The following is a 25,674-nucleotide window of genomic DNA, read 5'->3' as shown; positions in this document are numbered from 1 at the left end:
TTGGAGTAAAAATGCAGTTTTTTTGGTTCTTTTATACCAATAAAAGAACTGGGGTATGGGGCAAAGCCCCATATATTAAAAAGAAAATATAATTTTAATTTTGACAAAATATAGTTGTTTAGGTATATACTAAAAATTTTTAACTTTGTAATTTTTTTATTCAACTTTTCCCGCCGCAAAAAGTTGCAAAAAGTGCAATTATAAAATTAGTACTAAATCATACTAAAGTTGTCTTACATGTAAGATAGGTTATTAATTTGAGTTAAAATATAGTCCTTTTGCTTCTTTGGGGCACCACCGAGTAGGTACCTTGCCTACGGCACACAGAGCGTCGGCAAAAGAAGTGGGGTTTGGGGGCTACTCCCCTAAAATAATAACAATATAAAAACTAAAATTGATAAAATATAGTTGTTTAGGTATATATAAATCTATTAATCTATTTCTCTAATAACTTTAAAGAAATTATTAATAGATTTTTGAGATATTAAATTTTGTTCATAGTATTCTATTATATTATTTTTTAATAAACCAGAAGATAATGCATCTTTATTATTTTTATCTATTTTGTATTTTTGTTTATCTTCATCATCAAACAAATCTTCTATTGTGATAAAATCAGAATCTATATCTTTAATTTGTGTTATTTTTAAATTAGTGTTTTCTGCCAATTTTCTAAACTGATCTGCTGAATCATCACCATCAATTAGTAAAATAGGGTGGGCAGATAATTGACATAAAGAATCTATTATATTTTTTTTCCTTTTTTCATCATTTGGTCTTCCGACTCCATTAATTGGCATGAATGCAATATTACTTTCTTTATTTTCTATATGCTCCATTAATATTTTGAAAGCTGTAAAATAATTATAATCTGTTATGCCTTCAACATATATAATTTTAGTATTTCTGGTAATATCAATATGTTGTACCCCAAAAGCATTAACTATCTTTTCTAATGTATCTACTTTTCCGTAAGTTGCAGAGAAATCATTTTCTATTTTTACTCCTATATAATCTTGTTTTCTTTCTACTATTTTTAATTCATCTAAATAATTAATGTCTGCAAAATATGGTATTTGTATAGATGTTATTATTGTAACGCCATTATCTTTTGCGAATCTTTTTAGAAAATTTCTAAGGTCTTTTATTAAAGGTACAGATAAATGCTGTTCCGGTTCATCAATAATAATTATATCTCCTTTTTTTAATTCATTATTATTTATGGTATTAAAGAATAAACTGAAAAACCAATTAAAGCCTTCTGATTCATTTTCTAAATTTGTGAGTCCGTTTTTAGTTTCAAAATATATTTTTATAAAATATTCATCTAATGATATTTTAAAAGTATATTCATTATTTGATTTGTACAGTTCATTAAATTTTTTGGATATAGTAGTTTCTAAAAGTTTATTTATTTCATTTTCTATTTGTTTTGTAAATGCTACATCTGATAATATATCATTGTAATTATTTAATAAGTAATTGTACATTTCCATATTATTAGTTGATTTAAATAAAGAGTATAAAAAATCTGAATTATCTAAAATATTTTTTGCTTTAAATTGATAGCAATCTTGATAGTTTCTGTAGCATTGTATTATAAGTTCTTCATTTTCTATATTTTTATTATGAACATATACATTGTTATTTACACAATCAATTTCTTTTAATATATTTTCAATTTTTTCTATATCATTATTATTGATTGTATTCTCATTGAATACAAAATCATAATGTTTAGAAGTTTGATTTAATTTGTAATATTGAGTATTAAGAAGGCTTGTTAATAATTTTAATTTATCTGTATTATTATCATATTTAGAAATTATATCTAATATTGATGCTGCTGTATAATCTAATATATCTTCATTAGTATATTCTTCTTTTGTATTATTACTGTTTCTATAATTATATTCATAAATTGGATATATAGTTTGTTCTTGCTGTAAATAATTATTTTCATTATTAGAATTAGTTTGAAATATATGATTTATCAATCTTGTTAAATAATTTTTATCAAAAACAATATTATTTGTATTTTCTTTTAATAACTCCCATACAATAGAATCATTTTCTGCATGACCTTTATATTTTAGTCCTATATCTGTTTCAATGAATATATTTAACTCTGCTTTACATGATATGAAACCTTCTATTTTTGGATTATCTTTTTTAGCTTCTATACCGCCTTTAAATGTTTTTTCTATTGCTTTTAATATATTAGTTTTACCAGAACCATTAGCACCTATAATACTTATTAAAGCTCCTTGTTCTAAATCTCCATTAAGATATAATCTGCCATATTTTAATTCACATTCTTTATTTTCAGGATCTTTATTAACTATTACAGGATTAATATTTCTAAAGTTTTTGATTGTTATATACCTTTTCATAAATGTTCTCCTTAAATAATAGAAATATTTTGTGCAGACATATTATAAATTTTTTTTATTTTTTCAAGTTTTTTGTTTGATAGTTTGTGAATTTTGTTTAAATAATTTTGTTAAACAAAATAGTTAAAATAAAAGGGACTGTAATTTTCTTACAGCCCCTTATTGTTTTTATTAATATATAACTTATTTATTTAATGCTTTTGATAATTCAGCATATCCGCCATTTTTTAGATAATTAATATTTTTGAAGCCTAAATCAATCATTATTTGAGCAGCTTGTCCGGCACGGTTTCCTGATTTACAATGTAATAGATAAGTTTTGTTTTTATCCAATTTAGATACTTTAGTTTTGAAGTCAGCAGCTTTGAAATCTATATTAACAGAATCTTTTATTGCTCCTGTTTCTTTAACTTCTGCTGGTGTTCTAACATCTATTACAGTGATAGATGGATCAGATTTTAATAATTCTACTACTTTGTTAAGTTCTAAACCGTTTGCTTTTGCTTGTGAATATGCCTGCAAACTCATAATTAATAGTGTTAAAATACTGAAAGAAATAATAATGTGTTTTCTCATAATAAAAAACTCCTAATTTAATTAAACTTATTATAATAATAACACTTTAAATATTATAGTCAATGAAATTTGACAAATATTTTTATATAAGGTATAGGGGTATATTATAATGTAAAATCTATAGGATCATCGAAATATTTGATTAAACTAAACATCATTAAACTTTTAAGAGTAGGAATAACAGAATCATCTAAATTTATCATGAATAGTTTAACTTTAAGAGATTGAAGATTTTTATATAATTTAAGAATTTTAGCTATGCCAGCACTATTGATTTCTCTAACATTTTTCATATCTAGTACAACAGCAGGCATTCTAATATTACATGCTTCATCTGAATCTTCTATAAATTGTTTTATTTCATCAGGAGTGGAAAGATTGGCTTCCATAACTATGGATATATATTCATTATTAAATTCTATAGCCAAAATCAAATCCTTTTATAAGAAATAAGTTTATAAAAAGAATGTGGGCAGGGAGGGATTCGCACCCCCGTAGACTCACGTCGACAGATTTACAGTCTGCTGCCATTGACTGCTCGGCCACCTACCCATATTAATTTGAAAACGTGAGATTATAATAGCATGTATAAATAAAAATGTCAATAGTTATTATTATTTTTTTTATATTTTTGTATCTTTTTATTGTATAATGATGTATAATTAGTATATAGTTTGTTTTTAATGGGGATTAGAATGCGAAATATTCTTGTTATAATGATTGTAATTAGTTTTTTAGTTTTTTCTTGCAGTTCGGCTAAATATAAACTAGAAAAAAAGGCTTCTGGAAATAATTCTTTTGAAACTGCTCAAAAGATTAATAAAGATGGAATAACTGGACAGTTGGAAGGGGATAAGGAAGATTATTATTATTTTACTGTTGAAGATAGTACTAAAATTATAGATTTTTATGTATCAAATTCAACTTATTCTCCTGTAATAATGACTTTATACGATTATCAAACTAATATTATAAAATTGATAAGCGAGCCGTCTACAGAAAAAGATAATATAAAAGAAACTAATACAAATGCTATATCAGATGATACTAATGCTACAGTTGCTTCTAATAAAAATAATGCAGAAGATATTATATATTCAACTCAAATAATGAAAGGAATATATTTGAAGGCTTCAAGCAATCCTGATGAAAACAAATATTATATATCTATAGCCTCAAAAGAAAATGTAAAAGAAAATATTAATTATTCTTTTATTTTACAGAAAAGAGACTATAAGGAAAGTGATGAAATAGAGCCTAATGATAAAATTTCAGCTGCTCAAATAATAGATGTAAATAGCGATAACAGACTCTATACTATAGAAGGATATTATGGTCAAACTTATAATCCTACATTAAAAACCGGTGATTTAAAAAATATGGAAATAGATGCTTATAAAATAACAAACAGTTCTTTTAATACTTATTCTATTTCTATAGAGCTTTCAGGCGTTCCAGCCATCGATGCTAGTATAAGACTTTATGACCAAAAAGGTAATTGGATAACTATGAAAGATATTAATAATACAGGAGATGGAGAAACAGTTGATAAATTAATACTGTATCCTTATATGTCTTATTATTTTATATTGGCTACTACAAATGCAGTTAATAATATACCTTATAGAGTAAGCATTATAGCTAAGCCTTTCGATAAATACACAGAACATGAACCTAATAATAAACCTCAAGAGGCTCAAACTATAGAATTTAATCAAACATATAAAGGTGCTATAGATTATTCTTATGACAGAGATTATTATAATTTCAGCGTGCCTATAAGATCCAGCGTTAAAATTTCTTATTTCTTAATAGATTCTCAGGCTATTAATATAAGTATTTCTAATGATGTTTTAGGAAAAGTTGCCTCAATGCCTCAAACAGATGATGAACAGGTAATAAGTTTAGGACAGGGAAGATATTATCTTATATTTGAAAGAGATTTGACTAAAGAAAAATGGAGAAAAGGTTATTCTAAAGCTAGAAACTATGAATTTACTATGAGTGTTTCTAATGAAATAAGCGGAGATTATAATTACGGTTATTATGATGATTTGTATAATAACACCAACGCTTATGAAACAGATTATTATAATTACAGCAACAATTATTTAAATAATGAGGATAATGCTGTTCAGGAAGAAACATTTGAAGAAAATTTGGAAAGCAATTTCAATAATACTAATAATGTAATAATAATAAGACCGGAAGATTATAATTCTGAATATTATTATTACAGCAGTGAAGAATATACTAATGAGTATACTAATACTGAAGAAGGAGATACTAATAATAACACAGAAAATGATGAAAATGTGTATAGATTAGATAATAATAATGATCAGTATTATGAGAATTAATTATTTTTGCTATTGCTAAAGAATATATTTTATAATATACTATCTTTTAAGTGTAAATTTGTTTTATAAACATGTAAAATATAATTTAAAAAGACGGTTTGTATGATAAAGAAATTATTTAATAAGAAGAAAGAACAATCTATTTCTGAATCTGTATCAGCAAATACTGAAAATAAAGATAGTAAGAAAAAAAGAAAATTTAAAAAAAGATATATTCCATTAATTCTGCTTTTTATATTAATTATAGGAGTTGTAGGAGCTAGAATATATTTTAATAATGAGAGAGTAAAGAATCTCATTCAGGATATTGTATACTCATCTATGAATAGGAAATTGGAAATAGGTGACTTTAGTTATGGCTTATTATTTCCAAAAGTAGAAATGAGTAATGTTGTTCTTTATAATTCATCTAATTTTAATAATGAAGAAAATATAAAATTGGATAATTTAAGAATAAAATTTTCATTGTTCTCATTATTCTTTTTGAAGCTTCATGTTCAAGATATAACAATTGATAATTTATATGTTTATATGTTCACTGATGAAAGCGGAAATTGGAATCTTCCAGATATGCCGCCTTCAGAACCTAAAGTGAAAGATACTAATAAAGAACCATTTGATATAAGCAAATTAGATTTTCTTAAATTAAAGGCTGAAGTAGAGAATGTAAGAATAAATAATTTAGCATTCAAAGCAGACAGCAAGTCTTTTTTAACAAATAAGCCTAATAATGGGCTTATAGCAAGTTTAAGTAATTATAATCTTCATTTAGATTTACATAGTAAGAGATTTTCATTATCTCAAGTTATGGGTGTAAGAGCTCCTGAAGTTTTAAAAGATATTTATTTAAAAAGCTTTATCAGCAATAGTTTAGCCTATAATGATGCCAGTATTTATTTTAATGATAAACCTTTATTTAATTTAGATGTATCTTATCCTAAGGAAGAAGATGGATACAGTCAAGATGAAATAATAATAAGATTTGATTTTGAAATAGATGAGCCTGAATTTCAATATAATGGTAAAAAAAGAGATGATATGCAGTTTGCTGCACATTTGCTTGCTAAATACAATATCAAAACTCAAAGTTTAACTATAGAAAATTTATCTTCAGAACTTTTGAAAGATGAAATACTTAAAGTTGTGGCATCAGCTAATCAAATATTTGGAAGTAATATAGGAGTTAATTTAGATACTCTTTATGCCAGACTCAATTTAAATAAGATAAATACTTTAATTCCTATGTTTGTTCCTTCTTTAGGAATTAATGTAAGCGGTATGGTTAATGTTGATGCTGAAAAAAGCAGCGGAACTATTAATAATTTAACAAATACTATACATATTGCTTTAGATAAAGTAAATATGTCTATGAAAAATCTTATAGATGTAAATAATTTAAACTCTAAAACTACAGTAGGTTTTACTTTTAATCCTAACAGTATTTCAAGCGAAGATATAAGATTAGATCATAAAACTACTATAGATAGGGTTACTGCTATTAATAAATATAGATTTAATAATACAGATGTAACTTTCAATGTATTATCATCTTTAAATGGTGCTTTAGGTATTGCTTCAGCTATAAGCGATCCTAATAAAACAAGCGATACAGTAGTTCATATAGAGAATATATCAACAAAATATTTAACTACTTCTGATATTATTGTTAATGGAGATGTTAAGTTTAAAGAACCTACAGATTTGAATATAAAAGTGAATTCATTGCCTATAGTGCATTTTTCAGGCGGTATAGCTAGAGGTTCTCTTAATTTAGATGTTAATGTTTTTGGAAGAATGATAAATGACATCAATGCTAGTGTTAATGGTGTCATAAGGAATTTTTCTTACAATTTAGCAGGGGAAGTATCTTCAACTGCCACAGCTAAAGTTAATGTTGAGGCTAATGCTAATTTACTTACTCAGGCAATAGATGTTTCAGCATTGAATTTAGATTTGGATAATTTCCTTAATTTCAGGTCGAATATAGATTTGGAAGGTATGGGATTAACTGGAGGATTTGTTAATATATACACTTTCAGAATAGCTCCTTATGCTATGAAAAGATGGCTTTCTCCTAAATTTTCTGAAATATTAGATAGTTTGCCTTTTGAAGATGATATAAAAATGACAAGTGCTCTTGGATATGATTTATCTTTAAAAGATACTTTTGCTACTGTAACTAATTTTAGTACTTTCTATGTAACAGAAAAACAGTACAATCTTCAAGACGTTACTATGAAAGTAGATGCTGATGTTAATTTTGGTGAAAATTTATATGCTAATATAAGGGAATTTAATTTACAAAGTCCTGCAAATAAATTAAAAGTATATGTAGACGGATATTTCACTCCTGTAATAAAGAATGCTAATTTAAATTATAATGTAGGACTAGATACAGACAGCTTATATCTTCCTTTTGGTATAGAGATAGGCGGATTATTTGATGTTAATGGTAATTTGAAGAATAATATAGCTAATGGAGTATTTAAAACAGATAAGTTCTTTGCTAATATGGATTCTCCAGATAAGATGTCTATAGTATTAAAAGGACTTACTTCTAATATTGATTATCATTTTGATTTAACTCCTACTAAAAACGAAACTTTAGTTACAGCTACAAGATATACTCCTCTTATTTCTCAGGTACCTAACATATACTTTGAGCAATTGAGAGTTTATTTGAAAATACCTCCTTTTGTAGATGATAGTATAAGAATAAGAGATTTTTCTTCTTCTATAAGAGTTCAGGGACATGGAGTTACTATACAGGATTTGAAATCATCACTTTATATAGGCGGTGAAAAATTCGATGATAATTTATTCTTGGCTTCTATATCTAATAATACAGCTCCAAGAAGGGGTGCTATACATGCTCCTTGGATTAATGTTGATTTGGGAAGTTTCAATACAAGCACCATAAAATATGATATGCGTGTTTTGGCTAGTGATATAAACTTTAAATATTTGCTTACACCAGAAAACAGAGAAAAAATTAATGATGAAAAATTATTGGTTAATTTAACTGCTGATGTGGCAGGAGTAGGTATAAGTCCTTTGAATAATATAAGACCTACTACATTCTTTGTTGGTATAAGTAAGATGTCTACCGAATTTTCTAAATTCTTAATAGAAATGATAAGACCTATAAACCCTGGTATATCTACAGTTGAAAATATTGTTCAATTCGGTTATGACCCTAACTCAGTTGAGTTCAGTATATCGGCTAATAAGGTATTCACAACATTCTATTTTAGAGATCAGAATTTGGATAAAGCTAGCCAGCAAAAACAGCAGCTTATAGCATTTGAAGGCGATAAATTCGGTCTTGAACCGATGCCTTTCTCTGATGTAATATCATATTTGGAAGGTAATTAATTATATTAGGAGAATACTGAATGAAAATTTATAATATAATATTTATTTCTTTGATTGTAATACTATTTACAAGCTGTTCTAAACTTATATTAGTTCAGGAACCAGAGATGCGTGTTTTAGGAGGTAAAACATTAATAGAAGCACAGGTTTTGGGAAGATACAGACAGATTGATGAAAGTGCTTATCAAATATCAACTTTATCAAGTGATGAGGATTTAAACCTTATTATGGTAAGTACAAATGTTTCTGATGAATTAGCTCAGGAATATAAACAGGCTTTAATTAGAAGTATGTTCAATCAAGATGAAATAAATCTTTATAAAACTAATTATTATATTGGTGAGAATAATGGCGGTTATTTATCTTATATAGCTTTTGATGTTTCAAAACCAAAAAATACATATAGTGAAGAAAGAGTAAAATATATAAAAGAAATCATTGAGAAAGAAAATACTGACAGAAGAACAATAGCAGAATATTTAATACTTTCAGATCCTAAATTAACTATGGCTAATATTAAAGAAGTAGAAACTGCTTTATATAGAAGAAATGTGCAAAGACTTATTGAAAATAGTTATTATCAGCTTCCAGATGATACTTGGAGTATTTATACTAATACAGGTGAAAATAAATAATAAGATTATATGAAATATAATTGATAAAAAAAGAGGCTATGTTTAATAACATAACCTCTTTTTATTTATTATTCTAAAATAAATTATTTACGGTTTTCTAAATCTGAAGCAAAATTAGATAATATAGTTCTTGTATTTTTATACAATTTTGCATCATCTTCATATTTTAATAATTCTATTCTTTTACTATCAATTTCTTTGATATTTGTTAAATATGTATTAAAATATTCATCTATTATTTTATTGTATTTAGATACAATGTTTTCTTCTTCATAAGCTTTTATAACTTTCTTAGCAAGTGTTTTTTTCCAATTTCCAGAGAATGACATAAATCCTGATAATATGAATACTACACTAGGCAAGAAAGATAATGATACACCCATAATATTTATTAATTTTATGTTGCTTGTTTGAAGAAGATTATAAGTAGGTATTATCCCAACACTAGAAACAGCTATACTTGTTGAGTTTTTAGCAGTTTTATTAGCTTCTTTATTAGCAAAGTCTTCTTCAGTAATAGCTAAAATATTATAAAGTTTTGTATCCAATTCTAAGTTGATACTATTGCATAATACTTTTATATCATCTTTTTTTCTGTATACATTATTATCATCTATAGCTTTAATAATGTTGTCTATATTTAATGTATTTTTATAAATATCATTAAAAGACTCTTTAGCATTAACTTTGATTTTTGATAGGTTCATTTCCAATTTATCGTTTTCTTGGAATTCGCTTTTATTATCAATTATCTCAATATCAAAGTTTACACAATCTAATATTTTAGCATAATATGCATATTTTATACTTTCAACAAAACTATTTTTTATTTCTTTTATTAGATTTGTGTTATTTATAGAAAATGGAAAGAATCTTTGTCTTAATGCTTCATAATCAAATTCTTTATTATTACTGCTTTTAGAAATAAAATTCTTTAATACTTCAAATTTCTTATCAATAACACTTCCTAATTCATTTTCATCAAAAATATTAGCCTTAGAAAATATTACGAATATATTATTAAAACTATTTACAAAGTTTACAAGAGCATTTATATTAGTAACATCTTCCTGAGAAAATGCATTTATATCACAAAGATAAATAAACATGTTATTTTTGCTGTATTTTCTTGTATCAAGTACATTTTCCTTATACTCTATAATTCTAAATAGCTTGGAATCATCTTGAAGATAATATTCTTCATTATTGGTATCTTCAGCATAAGGATTAGTATCTATGTTCTTATCGAAAATAGCGTTTATAAATGATGTTTTTCCTGAACTGTATCTTCCATAAACTATAATATCAAATGTTTCATTTATTTGAGTATATACATTTGATAAAAGTTCGGTTATCTTATCATTATTTTTCTTGTCTATAGTGTTAATCTCATCATTGAGTTTATCAACTATATTCTGTATATTGATAAGATTGTAGTATAGCTCAGAATCTTCTGATTCAAAAGAATTTTTTTTGTATTTTGTTAATTCATCGATACTTAGCCCTGTATTTTCTGCAAGCTTATCTAATAAGTCAAGAGTTATATTATTAGCATTTCTTTCTAATCTTGAAATATAATCTTGACGCACACCTAACATTTTAGCAAATTGGCTTTGCGTTAACTTCAAAATTTTTTCTCTAATATCTTTTAAATTAAAATCAATCATACTTTCTTCTGTTTTTATTAAATTTATTTTTATTTTATACTTATTATAAACGATATGTGTAGAATTTCAAGGTCTTTTATGCGTTAAATGTATTATAAAAATAGTAATATTATATTTTAAAATTAATATAGCATTTTTAATTGAATTTTTGATATCGAATAATATTAAAATATAGAATTTTTTAAATTAATTTTATTGAGTTATAAGGAAAATTCTTTATTATTTACTTATTTACAAATATTTTTTCAATATTCCCTTAGGGTATATAATATTTATTTTTATGAAATTTACGTATACTAGTATAAAAAAATGATTTTTTTTGTATTAATTTTTTATACTTATACTACAATTATTTTTTGTTATTTTAATAAAGTTTTTAATATGATATTATACATAATATATTGATTTATTCTTGTTTATATTGTATTATATAATATATATTTTTATTTTGGAGTTTAATATATGGAAAATGTTGAAAATTATAATTATGAAGAAGATTTTTATAAGAAATTTGAAGAAGAGAAAGAAAAATATAAAAAACCAAATATTTTAATATGCGGATATACTGGTTCTGGTAAAACTAGCACAATACAGGTTTTATTGGGTGAAGATTTAGTACCTCAAGATAGGATAAAAGATGGAGAACCAGCTACTCAGGATTATGACAAATATGAAAATGAATTAGTTAGAGTATGGGATTCTAAAGGATTAGAACCAGATAAGGGAGAAGATGAATTTATAGGAAGAACTAAAGATTTTGTTAGAAGAATGCAAGATACTTCAAGGAATGTAGATGATCATATACATATATTTTGGTATGCTATACAAGGTCCAGGAGCAAGGGTTACAAATACTGATTTAAAGATAATAGAAAGTTTCCCTAAAGAATCTACTTTAATATTAATTACAAAATCAGATATAACTAAAGAAAGACAATTTAATGCTATTAAAGAAAAATTGATGAAAGACGGCGGTATATCAGAAAATAGAATTATATGTGTTAGTGATATTGATTCAGGAAGAAAAGGAATAAAAGAATTATATGAAACTAGTTTGAAAATATTACCAGAAGCCTATAAAACAGCATTTGAAGAAGCTCAGCGTATAGATATAGAAAAAGCTCTTCAAAAAATAGAAGAAAAGAAACCGAAAGCATTAACTATTATTGGAGGAGCAACTGCAGGAGCAGGTGTAGCAGCAGCTAACCCGATACCTTTTTCTGATGCGGCAATAATAACTCCGATACAAATAGGAATGATTGCTGGTCTTGCAGCTCTATATAATTTAAATAAAGAACAATTAAAGCATCAGGCTTTGCCTTTAATTGCAAGAACTGTTGGGGTTATAGCGGCAGGTGGTTTGGCTAAATTATTTCCTGGTGTAGGTAATTTATTAAATGCTGGTGTAGCAGTGCTTATAACAGGTGCTTTAGGTTGGTTTGTACAGGATCAATTTGAAAAAATAGCTATTGCTAAGGTTAAAGGTGAAACTCCTCCTACTATTAATTTTGACCCTGAAGTATTTATGGCATTTTTTGCTCAATATCAAAAAAATAATAAATAATTATAGATAATAATATATTGTGTTGGGATAATTATTATTCCAACACAATAATTTTTATTTAATCTAATATTTTAATATATATGGAATAAAAAATGGAAAATTATGATATAGAAAATGAACTTATCAAACAATTTGAAAAAGAGAGAGAAAAATACAAAAGACCAAATATTTTAATATGCGGTTATAGTGGTTCAGGTAAGACCAGTATAATACAGTCATTATTAGGTGAAGATTTAGTTCCTCAAGATAAAATTGTGCGTACTATGACAAAAGATTATGAAATATATGAAAATGAAATGATTAGAATATGGGATTCTAAAGGATTGGAACCAGATAAAGGAGAAGATGAATTTATAAATAGAACAAAAGATTTTATTAGAACAATGCAAGATAGTTCAAAAAATATAGATGATCATATTCATATATTCTGGTATGTTATTAATGGAGCAGCTTCCAAAGTTACTCAAACTGATCTAAAATTTATAGAAATATTCCCTAAAGAATTAACTTTAATTTTAATTAGCAAAGCGGATTTAATAAAAGAAAGACAATTTAATGCAATTAAAGAAATGTTAATTGAACATACAGGAATACAAGATGATAGAATTATATGTGTTAGTGATATTGAATCAGGAAGAAAAGGAATAGAGGAATTATATGAAACTAGCTTAAAAATATTTCCTGATGCCTATCGTTATGCATTTGAAGAAGCACAGCGTATAGATATAGAAAAAGCTATTGAAAAAATAAAAGAAAAGAAACAGCAAGCATTAAATATTATTAAAACTTCAACAGTAAGTATAGTAGCGTTAAATCTTCAATCTTTGTTAAATGCTTCTAGAATAATTCAGGTTCAAACTGTAATGATAGCTGGACTTGCTGCTTTGTATAATTTAGATAAAGAACAATTACAGAAAGATGTTTTACCTTTACTTGTTAAAACCTTAGAAATGATGGAAAGCGGAGGAATAACTAAATTAATACCTATAGTAAATAATATTCTTAATTATACTACAGTTTTATCTGTAATAAGTGCTTTAGGACATTTTGTACAAGAACAATTTGAAAGAATAGCTATTGCTAAGGTTAAAGGTGAAACCCAACCTACTATTAATTTTGATTATGATGTATTTATGGAGTATTTCAAACAATATCAAAAGACTAATAAATGATTATTTTATAAATTAAAAAATGGAGAAAGTTTAATGGAGAATAATTTTGGAATGAGTTCAGGAATTTCTGTAAGTTCTTTTAATGTTGGTTCAAAAAGTTTTCTTGGTAAAATATCTTCAGATAAAATTAATCAAAATAATACTGATGTATATTCTATTATAGAAAAATTAAAAAAGAATATAAAGAAACCAAATATTTTAATATGCGGTTACACTGGTTCTGGTAAAACTAGCATAATACAGTCATTATTAGGTGAAGAAAAAGTACCTCAGGATAGAATAAAAGATGGGGAACCAGCAACTCAGGATTATATAAAATATTCAAATGATTTAGTAACTATTTGGGATTCTAAAGGACTTGAACCGGATAAGGGCGAAGATGAATTCATAAATAGAACAAGAGATTTTATTAGAAAGATGCAAGACAGCTCCAGAAATGTTGATGATCATATTCATATATTTTGGTATGTTATTCAAGGTTTTGGAGGCAGAGTTACAAATACAGATTTAAAAATTATAGATATATTTCCTAAAGAATCTACAGTAGTTATAATTAGTAAAATAGATATAACTAGAGAAAAACAATTCATTGCAATTAAAGAAAAATTAATGAATGATGGAAAAATACCAGAAGATAGAATTATATGCACTAATAATATTGAAGCAGGAAGAAAGGGAATAGATGAATTATTTGAATACAGCTTAAAAATACTTCCTAATGCATATAAAAAAGCTTTTGAAGAAGCACAGCGTATAAATCTTGAAAAGAAATTAAAGTTAATAGAATCTAAAGAGAAAGATGCTGATAATATTATATTACAGGCCATAAATAAATCTAAGACTGACAAAATAGAAATTATATATAGGGCAAACATAGATATTGTTTCTCATTTATCAGCGTTATATATGATAGATAAAAAATATATTAAAAATATTATATATTCGCTCAGTTATATGTCTTTATTTTCATTGCAGCCTAAAGGCTTTTTTTCTATATTTGCAGGAGATGAAAAGTTTATAGATTCAATGATTTTTACTTCCGGATTTGGTAATTATGTTAAAGACGAAATAAAAAGGCTTGCCATAGCCATTGCTAGAGGAGATAATATAGAAGTAGTTGAAACTGATAATGACGGTATATTTACAAATTATTTGAATAGGTATAAAAAAAATATACAATGCAATAATGTTGATGATTTAGTAAAAAGAATATCAAACAATGAAAATTTAATACTTCTGCATGGTGATTTAGCCAAAGATGTATATAAAATAAAAACTTTAAAAAATAATTTATGGGCAATTCTTATATCTAGTCTTGCTTTAATTATTCCGACTCTTTTTATTCCTATGGTAAATGCAGTTGTTGCCGGAATACTTGGCGTTGGTATTGCTGCTGCTTTAGGGGTTAGGGGAATAAATGTTTTAATACTTATTATAAAAGCTGGAAGTTTATTATTTGGAGGAGGTATTTCCGGAGCGAAAAAAGTTCTTGAAATTTTGAGAAATAAGTATGATATTATATTAGGTAAACAAAATAGTTTATTGATAAAAAAATAATCATATTTATAAGGGTGAATATATGGAAGAATTTATATCTAAAGAATTTGAATGTCAAAATCATCTTAATTCTGACAATAAAGTAATTAATTCTATTGTTGATTTCTTTAGAACTGTAGGAGATAAGATAGAAATAGAAAATAAAAATGGAAAAAGAGTTAATGCTAAATCATTTGTTAAAATGATGGGATTAGATATAAAGTATGGAGATATATTTACATTATATGTTTCTGGGGAAGATAAAATAGATACTCTAAAAAGAATAGAGGAACTTTTAGATAAAAAGGAATTTTATACTTTAGAGAAAATTGAAGAACTTAATAAAGAAAAAGAATCTGAAGGTAATAAACTTTTAGAAGAGGAAATATTATATTTAACTCCAGATGATAAAAAGGATATTGTAAAAGAAACTATAGAAGAAAAAGTAAATCTTTTAAAAGAGAAAAGAGATAGTTTTGATTTAGAGTATTCAAAGTACGTTAACTACAATATTGTATATGTAAAAGATAATGATAAAACAGAAATTTATAATATGATAAACAATAATATACCTGATGTTGTAGAAATAATAGCTTCTCATTATGAAATACCTATAAACAAAAATGAATTAAAGACTTTTATATCTGAATTAATAAATATTGTAGAGAAAAAAGAGATGAAATATTTTTACGAGTATTTACTTTTTAATAGCGTAAAAAAATATTTTTATAATCAATTTGATACTTTATTTATAAAAAAATTAATAGGAATCGGACCTATAAAAGTAGAATATGACATGACCATTAATGAAGGTTTTGTCAATGATGCTATAAAGACTTTAGATTATGTATTGGAAGATAAGGCTAAATCCTGCGATTATTCTATAGATATTTACATGATGCCTTCTACAAATGTTTCTTCAGTTGATCTTTATAGGCTTATAAATATTATACAAAATATTGGTAAGATTTATGAGATTAATGAACATTTGATGGACAATATAATAGAAAAAATAAAAGAGAATTATGAATTAAAAAATGTAAGCAAAAAATTCTATTCAAATAATAATGAGTATTTAGAATTGGTAAGAGAATTAAAAGATGACTTGCAAAAAGAATTTGAAAATGTTTATGTAGCTAAAGTAAGGGATAATAAAAATATATCTATTGATTATAAATGTTTAAATAGATTTTTAAGGAGGCTTTAAATGAAAGTTGCTGTCATAGGTGATTTGCATGGTAAAGATTGCTGGAAAAAATTGCTTGAAGGAAAATTCGATAGTTTTGATAAGGTTATCTTTATGGGTGATTATAGTGATGACAGTTGGGTTACTTTTACAGATGAGGAAATATCAGAGAACCTTAGAAATGTTATAGAGTTTAAAAAGAATCATAATGATAATGTTGAACTTCTTATAGGAAATCATGATTTTCAATATATAGTTGGATATCCTACAGCAAGCAGATATAGAAAGAGTTATGCTAAAGAAATGCATGAAATATTTAATGATAGTGCGGATTTATTTAAAATGATACATATAGAAAATAATTATATATTTACCCATGCAGGACTTACAAACGGCTGGATTGATTATATAAAAGTACAGTATGATATAAAAGATATTAATATTGATAATGTTTGTAATGTTGTTAATATAGTTTATAACAATGATAAAGAAGATTGTAATGTTGTCTCTTTTAGACGCGGAGGCTTAAATAAATTTGCTGGGCCTTTATGGGCTGATACTCAAGATTTATTTGAAGATGCTTGGATAGGATATAATCAAGTTGTAGGTCATAATAGGGTAAAACCTGGAAGCGTTATCAAAAAAGATAGTTATACTATATACATGGCAGATCATTTTGATACAGAACAGAACAAATTACTTGTATTAGATATATAAAAAAATTATGGAGTTTATATGTTTCCAGATAGACCTCCCTTTCATTATAAATGTAAAAATTGCGGGTATTTTTTTACTACAGATGAAAAATTAAATGCTCCTTCAGAACTTTCATTGATTTCATTAGATTTTGATGAAAATACAGAAATTGATGAAAATGGCAATGTAAAATCTACAATAAAATCAGATAAAAAAGAGAGTACATTAAAAAGAATATTAAAAAAAATATTAGAACCTAAATGTCCTAAATGCCCAAAATGTAATGAACCTGCTGTTGTTAGTGTAGATTATATGTTACATAAATAATTGACTTTTATTACTGTTTAGGATATTATTTAACATATTTTGTATAATTTATGTTAATGCTGTTTTATGAAAAGAGTACTTGTTTTTTTATCTTTTATTGTTGTGATTTTGATATTTGCTTTTACTTTTATTAAAGTGAAGGAAAATTATAATATTAATTTTGAATATACAGATAATATTTCTAATGAATCAGAAACTAATATAATTTCAGATAATACTATGCCAGAAAAGAATGCAGATGATGCTTTTCATTTAGCAGATATAAATTCCCCTAATATAGTAGAGCCAATATTAAACAATGTAATAAAACCTATAGAAAGCAGTAATCGCATAAGCATTATAATAGATGATAGCGGAAATACATTAGATTATATAGACAGATATTTTCATTTAGCTAATGAATATGGTATAACATTTGCTGTTCTTCCAGATTCCAGCCATAGTATTGATTTTTCTTATTTAGCATATAGCAATAATCTTAATGTTATATTGCATATACCTATGGAAGGAAGCGAATATTTCGGTGAGCAAACTTTAATTAGAAATGGAATGAATAGAGATGAAGTTTTTAAATTATTAGACTATTCATTTTCAAGGGTGCCTTATGCTAAAGGAATGAATAATCATACAGGTTCTGTGGCAAGTAAAAATATAGATACTGTTTCTTATATGGTTGATTATGCTAAAAATAATGATAAGTATTTTGTAGATTCTTATACAGTTGCTGGAAGTTTAATATATGATACAGCATTAAAAAATAATGTGAAAACAGCAAAAAGGTCTGTATTTTTAGACAATGAAAGAGATTATGATTCTATAATGAAGCAATGGAGAGAACTTATAAGATTATCAAAAGAACATGGCATTGCTGTAGGAATAGGGCATTATCAAAGTGAAGAAACATTGAATGTGCTTGAAAATAATTTGCCGCTTCTTTTTGAAGAAGGTATAATTAGTGTAAATATAACAGAGGTTTTGGATACAATTTCAACCAACCAATAAAAATTAGAAAATAAAAAAATTAGGAGTGATGTAATGATTGGTTATAAAGATAATATACTTATGTGTGAAGATATTGATATTAGAGAACTTGCAGAAGTTTATGACAGTCCTTTTTATATTTATTCAAAGAATGATATTTTAAATAAAATAAGGTTTTTAAAGGATATATTTTCATCTTTAGATAATGTGTTAATAGCTTATGCAGTTAAAGCTGAAAATAACTTATCTATATTAAAAATGATGGCAGATGAAGGTATAGGTGCTGATGTAGTATCTATTGGGGAGACTTTAAAATATATAAAGGCTGGCGGAAAAGCTGAAAATATAGTGTTTTCTGGAGTTGCTAAAACGGAAGAAGAAATAAGAAAATCAATAGAGCTTAATATAAAACGCTTTAATATAGAATCTATTCCAGAGGCAGTAAGAATTAATAATATAGCTAAAGAAATGAAAAAAAGAGTAAAATGTTCTATAAGAGTAAATCCTAATGTTGATGCACATACTCATGAAAAAATTACAACAGGTGTTACAGGAAATAAATTTGGAATAAGTATAAAAACTATAAGAGAAAATGCAAACTTATTAAAGTCTTTGGATAATATATCAATAGAGTCTTTATCAATGCATATAGGTTCTCAAATGACAGATTCAGAGCCTTTTTATAAAGCTATTTTAGCTATGAAAGATTTTATTAATGATGTTAATAGTATGGGATTCAATATTACAGATATTGATATAGGCGGAGGATATGGCGTACGCTATGATAAAAATAGTTCTGGATTCGATTTTGAACACTTTAAGAGTAAAAGTATTAATTTATTAAAAGAAATGAATCTTAATGTAACAACAGAACCTGGAAGATATTTTGTGGCAGAATCTGGTGCTTTAATAATGAGAGTTGAATATATTAAGGAAGAATTGGGAAGAAAATATGCTATATTAGACGGCGGTATGAATGATTATATAAGAGTAGCTATGTATGATGCTTATAATGATATATGTCCATTAGTGAAAAAAGAGAATGTTTCTAATTATGATTTTGTTGGCCCTATATGTGAAAGTTCAGACTTCTTTGCTTATAATAGGGAATGTTCATTCATAGAAGAAGGTGATTATGTTGCTTTATTAGATGCTGGTGCTTATGGATTTAGTATGTCAAGCAATTATAATTCAAGACCTTTAATATCACAAATTATGGTTGATAAAGATAAGCATTATGTTATAAGAAAAAGACAAACTTTTGAAGATATGATAGCAAATGAGATAATTTAAAATTTATTCTATATAAAAATATTAATCTGTCAGAATTATATAAAAAGTAATTTTGGCAGATTTTTTTATTTATACTTTAATTAGTTATGAAAAGATTTCAAAAATTTTATTTCTTCGTCTGTTTAAATTAAAGTCTATATTATTATAATCTTTATAAAGTTAAAAATTTTTAGTATATACCTAAACAACTATATTTTGTCAATTTTTGTTTTTTCAATTTTATTGTTTGTGGTGGCTTTGCCCCCACACCCCCAGTTCTTTTACCGAGTAGGTACCTTTCGGTATTGGTATAAAAGAACCTTATACCCTCGATAAACTCGGATACGCTTCGCGAACAACTGTATTTTTAATATAAATTTAGGTTATATCCTATATTTAATTAGTATATATTTAATATAAAGTTCTAACAATTGCGTTTTCGCGAAGCGTATCCGAGCTTGTTGAGGATATTGCTACTTTTTTGTGCGGCAAAAAAGTAGATAAAATTTACATAAAGTGCATCAGTTGACAAACTTAAAAATTCTTAGTATATACCTCAACAACTATATTTTGTCAGAAATAATTTTTTTAAATTTTAAATATCTGCAGGGCTTTGCCCACCACGCTGTGTGCTTACGCAGCACCCCAGTTCTTTTGTTGGCACAAAGAACCAAAAAGACTGCATTTTTAGTCTAAATTTAGGTTATATCCTATATTTAATGAATATTTTCAAATATAAAGTTCTAGCAATTGCGTTTTCGCGAAGCGTATCCGAGCTTGTTGAGGATATTGCTACTTTTTTGTGCGGCAAAAAAGTAGATAAAATTTATATAAAGTGCATCAGTTGAGAAACTTAAAAATTTTTGGTATATACTATAAAGTGGAAATAGTTTTATATAAATATGTGTAAAAATAGAGTAATATATAGTAAAAAAGTTTATAATATTATTAAAAACTTAATTGCGGATAATATATTCTATTAACTGTATTAATTTTTATTAGAATTGTTAAATATATTTTCTTTTTTACAGTATCCGCAAAGAAACTCTTTGAATTTATGTACAGTATCTTTACTCATAGCATGTTCTATAAGACAAGCTTCTTCATCAGCTATTTTTTCATCTACATTTAATACTTTTGTAAGGAAGTAATAGAATATAGCATGTCTTTCGGCAATATCTTTTCCTATAGCTCTGCCTGAATCTGTTAATTCTATATCGCCATAATGTTCATGTTTAATATGACCTAATTTTGATAATGATTTTATAGCGGTATTAACACTAGCTTTAGAACGTCCTACAACATCTGCTATGTCTGTGATTCTAATAGCTTCTTTAAAGTTTTTTTCTACTTCTAAGTTATAAATAGTTTCTAAATAATTTTCTAATATAGGTGTTAAATCTTGTTTCATAGGATAATTTTAATATTAAATATAGTATAAGTCAACATTTAAATTTAATTTTTTACCTAATGTTAAATATTAAAGTTATTATAAAATAATAATATTAGAAAGTTGAGCATAAAAATTTTGACAAAAATGTAAATTTTTATTATATTATTATTACCGTATATTATTTGTATATTAAATAGTAAAAATATACAATTATATAACAAAAAAATATATTATTTTGGTAGTTTGTTTTATGAATAAAGAACTTATTTACTCAGTAGAAGATGATGACAATATTAGAGATCTTATTAAGTACACAGTTGAAGAAGCAGGATATACTATAGAATGTTTTTCAAATGGTAATGATATGCTTGAAGCATTAAAAAAGCAGACACCTAATCTAGTTTTGCTAGATATAATGCTTCCAGACATAGAGGGTACTGAAATTTTAAAAATTATAAGAACCGAATACGCTCATCTTCCAATTAAAGTAATAATGCTGACAGCAAAGGCAAGTGAAATTAATATAGTTACAGGACTTAATTTAGGTGCTGATGATTATATGCCTAAGCCTTTTTCAGTTTTAGAACTTCTTGCTAGAATAAAAGCAAATTTAAGAAAAAAAGATGTAAGACTCGATGCTGAAGAGCTTACTTTCGGAGAAATAAAGCTTGTAGTTAAAAAGAGAAGCGTATTTGTCGGAGATAGGCAGGTTGTTTTAACCCAAAAAGAATTTGATTTGCTTAAATTACTTATGGAAAATGCCAATAATGTTGTAGACAGAGAAACTATGCTTGAAGAAGTATGGGGTGTTGATCATTCAATGGAAACTAGAACTATTGATATGCATATAAAGTCTATTAGACAGAAATTGGATTTGACAAAAGAAAATATCATTACTGTTAGAGGTATGGGTTATAAATTAACTGAAGTGTAATAAACAAATACTATGATTAAGAATATATTTTATAAATCATTACTCATTTTGATACTATCAAGTGCCTTAATGTTTATAGGTATATTATTTACAGTGCAATACAATAATATTATGTATAGCCAAGTTATGATAGTAAATATTATGGATATGCTTGAGAAAGAGATTGATTTATATGATATACAAACAGAAGATGCTTTCAAAAAATTTGTACTTCAATCTGATAAAGAAGAATTACGAATAAGTATTATTTCTACAAATGGTATGGTTGTTGCTGATACTCTGGCTGATACTACAAAAAATCCTATGGGTAATCATACAAATAGAAGTGATGTTATAGAGGCATTGCATAGTACCGAAAATAAACCTGCTTTTTCTATAAATACTTCTATTAGTCAGCAAACGCCATATATGTATGTATCTAAAAAAATTAAAGCTGATGATAATAGAGATTATATACTTAGGGTATCAATACCTATAGACTCTGTAAATAAATATTTAATAAGCTTTTTATTTACAGCAGTTATGGTTATAGGTATTGTTATTATAGTTATGTCTTTAGTTCTTCCTCTAATGAGCAGGAATATTATGATTCCTTTCTATATGATAAAGGAAACTCTTGATAATATATATAATAATAAGTCGGCTGCCCCCAAAAATTTGACAGGATATAATGATATTAATAGTATTCTATATGATATTAATGAACTTGCTTTAAGCTTGAATGAAAATATCACTGGGTATCAAACTGAAAAAGAAAAATTGAATTATGTACTTGAGAATATAGCTCAAGGTATTATAGCAGTTAATAAGAATAAAGAAATATTTTTTATTAATCAATATGCCTTAGATTTGCTTGAAATATCTGACAGCAATATAAAAGAGCTTAGTGAAATTATAAAAGATGAAAATGTAATAGAAAAGATAGATAATGCCATAGAGTTCAGCAGATTTTCTAAATTTGATGTTAAAGAACATACTATGGATATAGAGATTAGTATTGTACCCATACGTAATAATGAAAATATATCAGCGTTGATTAAATTTGAAGATGTTACTGATATAAGAAAGGTAGAAATAGAAAAGCAGGACTTCTTTATAAATGCCTCTCATGAATTAAAAACTCCTCTTACTTCCATAATAGGATATTCTGAACTTCTTATAGCGACAGGCGGCGGAAAAAATAAAGATGATTTTATTAAACGTATAAATAATGAAGCATTAAGAATGAAAGACCTTGTAGTTGATATGCTTACATTAAGCAGAATAGAAGCTAATTGGAAAGAAACCATCGATGAACAAATAGATATTAAAGATGTAGTGCTTGATGTATTTGAGAGTAATAGAATAAAAGCAGATCAAAGAGATATAAATATAGATTTGGATATTGAATCAGCTATTATAATGGCTAATAAAGAAAAAATTACAGAGGTTGTTAATAATTTAGTTGATAATGCTATAAAATATACAGATGACGGCGGCGATGTAAAAATATCATTAAAACAAAAGGCTGATAAAGCTATATTCACAGTAAAAGATACAGGCTGCGGAATTGCTCCTCAATATTTAAATAGAATATTTGAGAGATTTTTTAGAGTTAAAAATAATAAATATCTAAAAGTTCATGGTACAGGTCTTGGCCTTACAATAGTAAAGAATATATGTAATTATTATAATGCTGATATAAATATAAAGAGTGAAGAAAATGTAGGCACTGAAATGAGTGTGGTATTTAATTTATATAAAGAAGAAGAAACAGAAAAAAGCAAAAATGATGAAAATAAATAAAAAATAATATATTTTGATATTCTATATTATTGAAAAATACCTTTATGTAGTATATAATTTGTTAGATAATTAAAACAAAGAGGTGTTTAAATGAAAAATGTAGTTATAAAAATCAAAGGAATGGGCTGTCAAAATTGTGTTAAGGCAGTTACTGAAGAACTTACAGCTTTAGAAGGCGTAAGCAAAGTTAATGTAAGTTTAGAAAATGCTTGTGCTGAAGTAGAATACGATGAGAGCAAAGTAACAACAGATAAAATGATTGCTGCTATAACAGAATTAGAATACGAGGCTAGTTTATAATAATATGTTTGCTTTTATAGAAGGTAAAGTTTGTCTTATATCGGAAGGTATCATTGCTATTCTTTGTAATGGAGTAGGGTATGAGATTATAGTATCAAAGAAATTAGAAGTAAAAAATGATGATAATATAAGATTATATACCCAGCTTATACACAAAGAAGATGCGATGATTCTTTATGGTTTTGCTACAAGGGAAGAAAAGAAAATGTTTTCAACTCTTATGTCCACATCGGGAGTAGGGCCGAAACTTGCTATGGAAATACTTTCTACCTATTCTATAAATGATTTGATGCATATACTTTTTAATAAAGATATTAATTTATTAAAGAAAGTTCCCGGTATGGGCTTAAAAAAGGCAGAGAAACTTTTATTTGAACTTAGAGATAAGATAGAAAAGATTGATATTAATGTTTCTCCGTCAATGATAAAAAATTACAATGATAATGAAAGCGATGTTATAAAGGCTTTGATATCATTAGGTTTTTCAAATAATGAAGCTATTAAGGCTTTATCATCAATAGAAAATAAAGCGAATATGAGTACTGAAGATCTTATAAGTAATGCTTTAAGAAATTTAAGTTCTATATAATTTTATAATAAAAAAATCTTCATATAGAGGTATAAAATTAAATGGATATAACAATAAAGAAAGCTGAATTAAACGATGTTTTTGATATAAGCAAATTGCATGCTATATGTTGGAAAGATGCTTATAAAAATATTATACCTGATTCATATTTAAAGCGAATATATTTAGATGATTGGTGTGAAGAATTTGAAGACGGTATAAATAATAAAACTAGAGAGGCTCATATTGCTTATATTGATGATAAGCCTATAGCAGTTGTTTCGCATGGTAAAAGCAGATGCAATATGGAAGGATACGGCGAGATAATATCATTGTATGTTCACCCTATATATCAAGGCTCTGGAATAGGCAGTTTATTATTAGAGCATGCTGTCAAATATATAAAAGATTTAGGTTATAAAAAAATATGTCTTTGTGTTTTCGATAAGAATGAAAGAGCAAAAGAGTTCTATGAGAAAAACGGATTCAAAGATTCAGGTACTAAAAACACTCTAAAAATAGATGATGAAGATATAGAAGAAGTTATTTATATTTATGATTTATAATAAGTAATTTTAATTTGAGTATATACCTAAACAACTATATTTTGTCAACCGCTAGCTGCGGCACCTTTCAGCACAGCACTGTTTGATCTTATCAAATGCCCACTATATGTGCGGTTGATTACTTATTATTGTACAAAATTAATAATTTATCTTACATGTAACACGAATTTAGTATGATTTAGTACTGATTTTATACTTGCACTTTTTGCAACTTTTTGCGGCGGGAAAAAGTTGAATAAAAAAATTGACAAACTTAAAAATTTTTAGTTGCACAGGAGCCAGACATATTGCATTAAGTATTCCTTAATTTCTTGAAGTATAACACAGGTGTATCATAATTTAAAGCAGAATGTATACGTTTATGATTCCAAAAATTATTATATTTTCTC

At 26.0% G+C, this 25,674-nt stretch carries 21 protein-coding genes, 1 tRNA gene and 1 pseudogene; 16 read left to right on the top strand and 7 right to left on the bottom strand.

Features of this window, described 5'->3' with window-relative positions; genetic code table 11:
- Positions 1-431: 431 nt before the first annotated feature.
- The 4 genes from R4K56_RS10675 to R4K56_RS10660 form a co-directional block, all read right to left on the bottom strand.
- Complete coding sequence (locus R4K56_RS10675) at positions 432-2,393, bottom strand: AAA family ATPase (RefSeq protein WP_335772357.1); 1,962 nt, start codon at positions 2,391-2,393, stop codon at positions 432-434.
- A 183-nt stretch (positions 2,394-2,576) separates the two neighbouring features.
- Positions 2,577-2,969, bottom strand: a complete 393-nt coding sequence (locus R4K56_RS10670; protein WP_335756933.1) for a rhodanese-like domain-containing protein — start codon at positions 2,967-2,969, stop codon at positions 2,577-2,579.
- Positions 2,970-3,073: 104 nt separating this feature from the next.
- Positions 3,074-3,397: an STAS domain-containing protein gene (locus R4K56_RS10665; RefSeq protein ID WP_335772358.1), complete on the bottom strand. Its 324-nt coding sequence runs from the start codon at positions 3,395-3,397 to the stop codon at positions 3,074-3,076.
- A 41-nt stretch (positions 3,398-3,438) separates the two neighbouring features.
- Positions 3,439-3,521, bottom strand: a tRNA-Tyr gene (locus tag R4K56_RS10660).
- Between the two features lie 143 nt (positions 3,522-3,664).
- Here R4K56_RS10660 and R4K56_RS10655 point away from each other — a divergent pair.
- From R4K56_RS10655 to R4K56_RS10645, 3 genes are all read left to right on the top strand, one after another.
- Entirely contained in the window at positions 3,665-5,329 is a 1,665-nt protein-coding gene (locus R4K56_RS10655) for a peptidase (protein ID WP_335772359.1), read from the top strand.
- A gap of 102 nt (positions 5,330-5,431) precedes the next feature.
- Positions 5,432-8,704, top strand: a complete 3,273-nt coding sequence (locus R4K56_RS10650) for an AsmA family protein (RefSeq protein ID WP_335772360.1) — start codon at positions 5,432-5,434, stop codon at positions 8,702-8,704.
- Positions 8,705-8,724: 20 nt separating this feature from the next.
- Positions 8,725-9,339, top strand: a complete 615-nt coding sequence (locus tag R4K56_RS10645) for a DUF1318 domain-containing protein (RefSeq protein WP_335756929.1) — start codon at positions 8,725-8,727, stop codon at positions 9,337-9,339.
- Between the two features lie 83 nt (positions 9,340-9,422).
- Here the strand turns inward: R4K56_RS10645 and R4K56_RS10640 are convergent, their stop codons facing one another.
- A complete protein-coding gene (locus tag R4K56_RS10640) occupies positions 9,423-11,006 on the bottom strand; it encodes a helix-turn-helix domain-containing protein (RefSeq protein WP_335772361.1) in 1,584 nt (527 codons plus the stop codon).
- Positions 11,007-11,468: 462 nt separating this feature from the next.
- On the opposite strand from R4K56_RS10640, the gene R4K56_RS10635 reads away from it, so the two are divergent.
- The 8 genes from R4K56_RS10635 to lysA all read left to right on the top strand — a co-directional run bounded on the left by R4K56_RS10635 (position 11,469) and on the right by lysA (position 19,760).
- Positions 11,469-12,569, top strand: a complete 1,101-nt coding sequence (locus tag R4K56_RS10635; protein WP_335772362.1) for a hypothetical protein — start codon at positions 11,469-11,471, stop codon at positions 12,567-12,569.
- Positions 12,570-12,661: 92 nt separating this feature from the next.
- A complete protein-coding gene (locus R4K56_RS10630; RefSeq protein WP_335770332.1) occupies positions 12,662-13,741 on the top strand; it encodes a GTPase in 1,080 nt (359 codons plus the stop codon).
- A gap of 33 nt (positions 13,742-13,774) precedes the next feature.
- Positions 13,775-15,298 (top strand): GTPase family protein, encoded by a 1,524-nt coding sequence (locus R4K56_RS10625; protein ID WP_335772363.1) that lies wholly within the window; start codon positions 13,775-13,777, stop codon positions 15,296-15,298.
- 22 nt (positions 15,299-15,320) lie between these two features.
- A complete protein-coding gene (locus tag R4K56_RS10620; protein WP_335756924.1) occupies positions 15,321-16,484 on the top strand; it encodes an HPr family phosphocarrier protein in 1,164 nt (387 codons plus the stop codon).
- Positions 16,485-17,180, top strand: coding sequence for a metallophosphoesterase (locus tag R4K56_RS10615; RefSeq protein WP_335772364.1), 696 nt, complete (start codon positions 16,485-16,487; stop codon positions 17,178-17,180).
- An 18-nt stretch (positions 17,181-17,198) separates the two neighbouring features.
- Positions 17,199-17,486 carry a hypothetical protein gene (locus R4K56_RS10610; RefSeq protein ID WP_335756922.1) on the top strand — a complete coding sequence of 96 codons (288 nt, stop codon included), beginning with the start codon at positions 17,199-17,201 and terminating at the stop codon, positions 17,484-17,486.
- A 66-nt stretch (positions 17,487-17,552) separates the two neighbouring features.
- Positions 17,553-18,488, top strand: a complete 936-nt coding sequence (locus tag R4K56_RS10605) for a divergent polysaccharide deacetylase family protein (RefSeq protein ID WP_335772365.1) — start codon at positions 17,553-17,555, stop codon at positions 18,486-18,488.
- A 33-nt stretch (positions 18,489-18,521) separates the two neighbouring features.
- Positions 18,522-19,760 (top strand): diaminopimelate decarboxylase, encoded by a 1,239-nt coding sequence (gene lysA, locus R4K56_RS10600; protein ID WP_335772366.1) that lies wholly within the window; start codon positions 18,522-18,524, stop codon positions 19,758-19,760.
- Positions 19,761-20,727: 967 nt separating this feature from the next.
- Here the strand turns inward: lysA and R4K56_RS10595 are convergent.
- Positions 20,728-21,150 carry a metal-dependent transcriptional regulator gene (locus tag R4K56_RS10595; RefSeq protein ID WP_297300580.1) on the bottom strand — a complete coding sequence of 141 codons (423 nt, stop codon included), beginning with the start codon at positions 21,148-21,150 and terminating at the stop codon, positions 20,728-20,730.
- A 232-nt stretch (positions 21,151-21,382) separates the two neighbouring features.
- Here R4K56_RS10595 and R4K56_RS10590 point away from each other — a divergent pair, with 232 nt between their 5' ends.
- The 5 genes from R4K56_RS10590 to R4K56_RS10570 all read left to right on the top strand — a co-directional run bounded on the left by R4K56_RS10590 (position 21,383) and on the right by R4K56_RS10570 (position 25,285).
- Positions 21,383-22,066: a response regulator transcription factor gene (locus R4K56_RS10590; protein ID WP_335761074.1), complete on the top strand. Its 684-nt coding sequence runs from the start codon at positions 21,383-21,385 to the stop codon at positions 22,064-22,066.
- Positions 22,067-22,078: 12 nt separating this feature from the next.
- Positions 22,079-23,851 (top strand): sensor histidine kinase, encoded by a 1,773-nt coding sequence (locus R4K56_RS10585; RefSeq protein WP_335772367.1) that lies wholly within the window; start codon positions 22,079-22,081, stop codon positions 23,849-23,851.
- 90 nt (positions 23,852-23,941) lie between these two features.
- Positions 23,942-24,151 carry a heavy-metal-associated domain-containing protein gene (locus tag R4K56_RS10580; protein ID WP_297300583.1) on the top strand — a complete coding sequence of 70 codons (210 nt, stop codon included), beginning with the start codon at positions 23,942-23,944 and terminating at the stop codon, positions 24,149-24,151.
- 4 nt (positions 24,152-24,155) lie between these two features.
- Positions 24,156-24,740: a Holliday junction branch migration protein RuvA gene (gene ruvA, locus R4K56_RS10575; protein ID WP_297300584.1), complete on the top strand. Its 585-nt coding sequence runs from the start codon at positions 24,156-24,158 to the stop codon at positions 24,738-24,740.
- A 41-nt stretch (positions 24,741-24,781) separates the two neighbouring features.
- Entirely contained in the window at positions 24,782-25,285 is a 504-nt protein-coding gene (locus R4K56_RS10570; RefSeq protein ID WP_335772368.1) for a GNAT family N-acetyltransferase, read from the top strand.
- Between the two features lie 292 nt (positions 25,286-25,577).
- Here the strand turns inward: R4K56_RS10570 and R4K56_RS14820 are convergent.
- Positions 25,578-25,674: pseudogene (locus R4K56_RS14820) on the bottom strand (transposase); the annotation flags it as partial.

The organism is Brachyspira pulli (genome assembly GCF_036997785.1).
GTDB lineage: Bacteria > Spirochaetota > Brachyspiria > Brachyspirales > Brachyspiraceae > Brachyspira > Brachyspira pulli.
The sequence above is the reverse complement of the archived record's forward strand: the minus strand, read 5'-3'. Positions and strand labels throughout refer to the sequence as shown.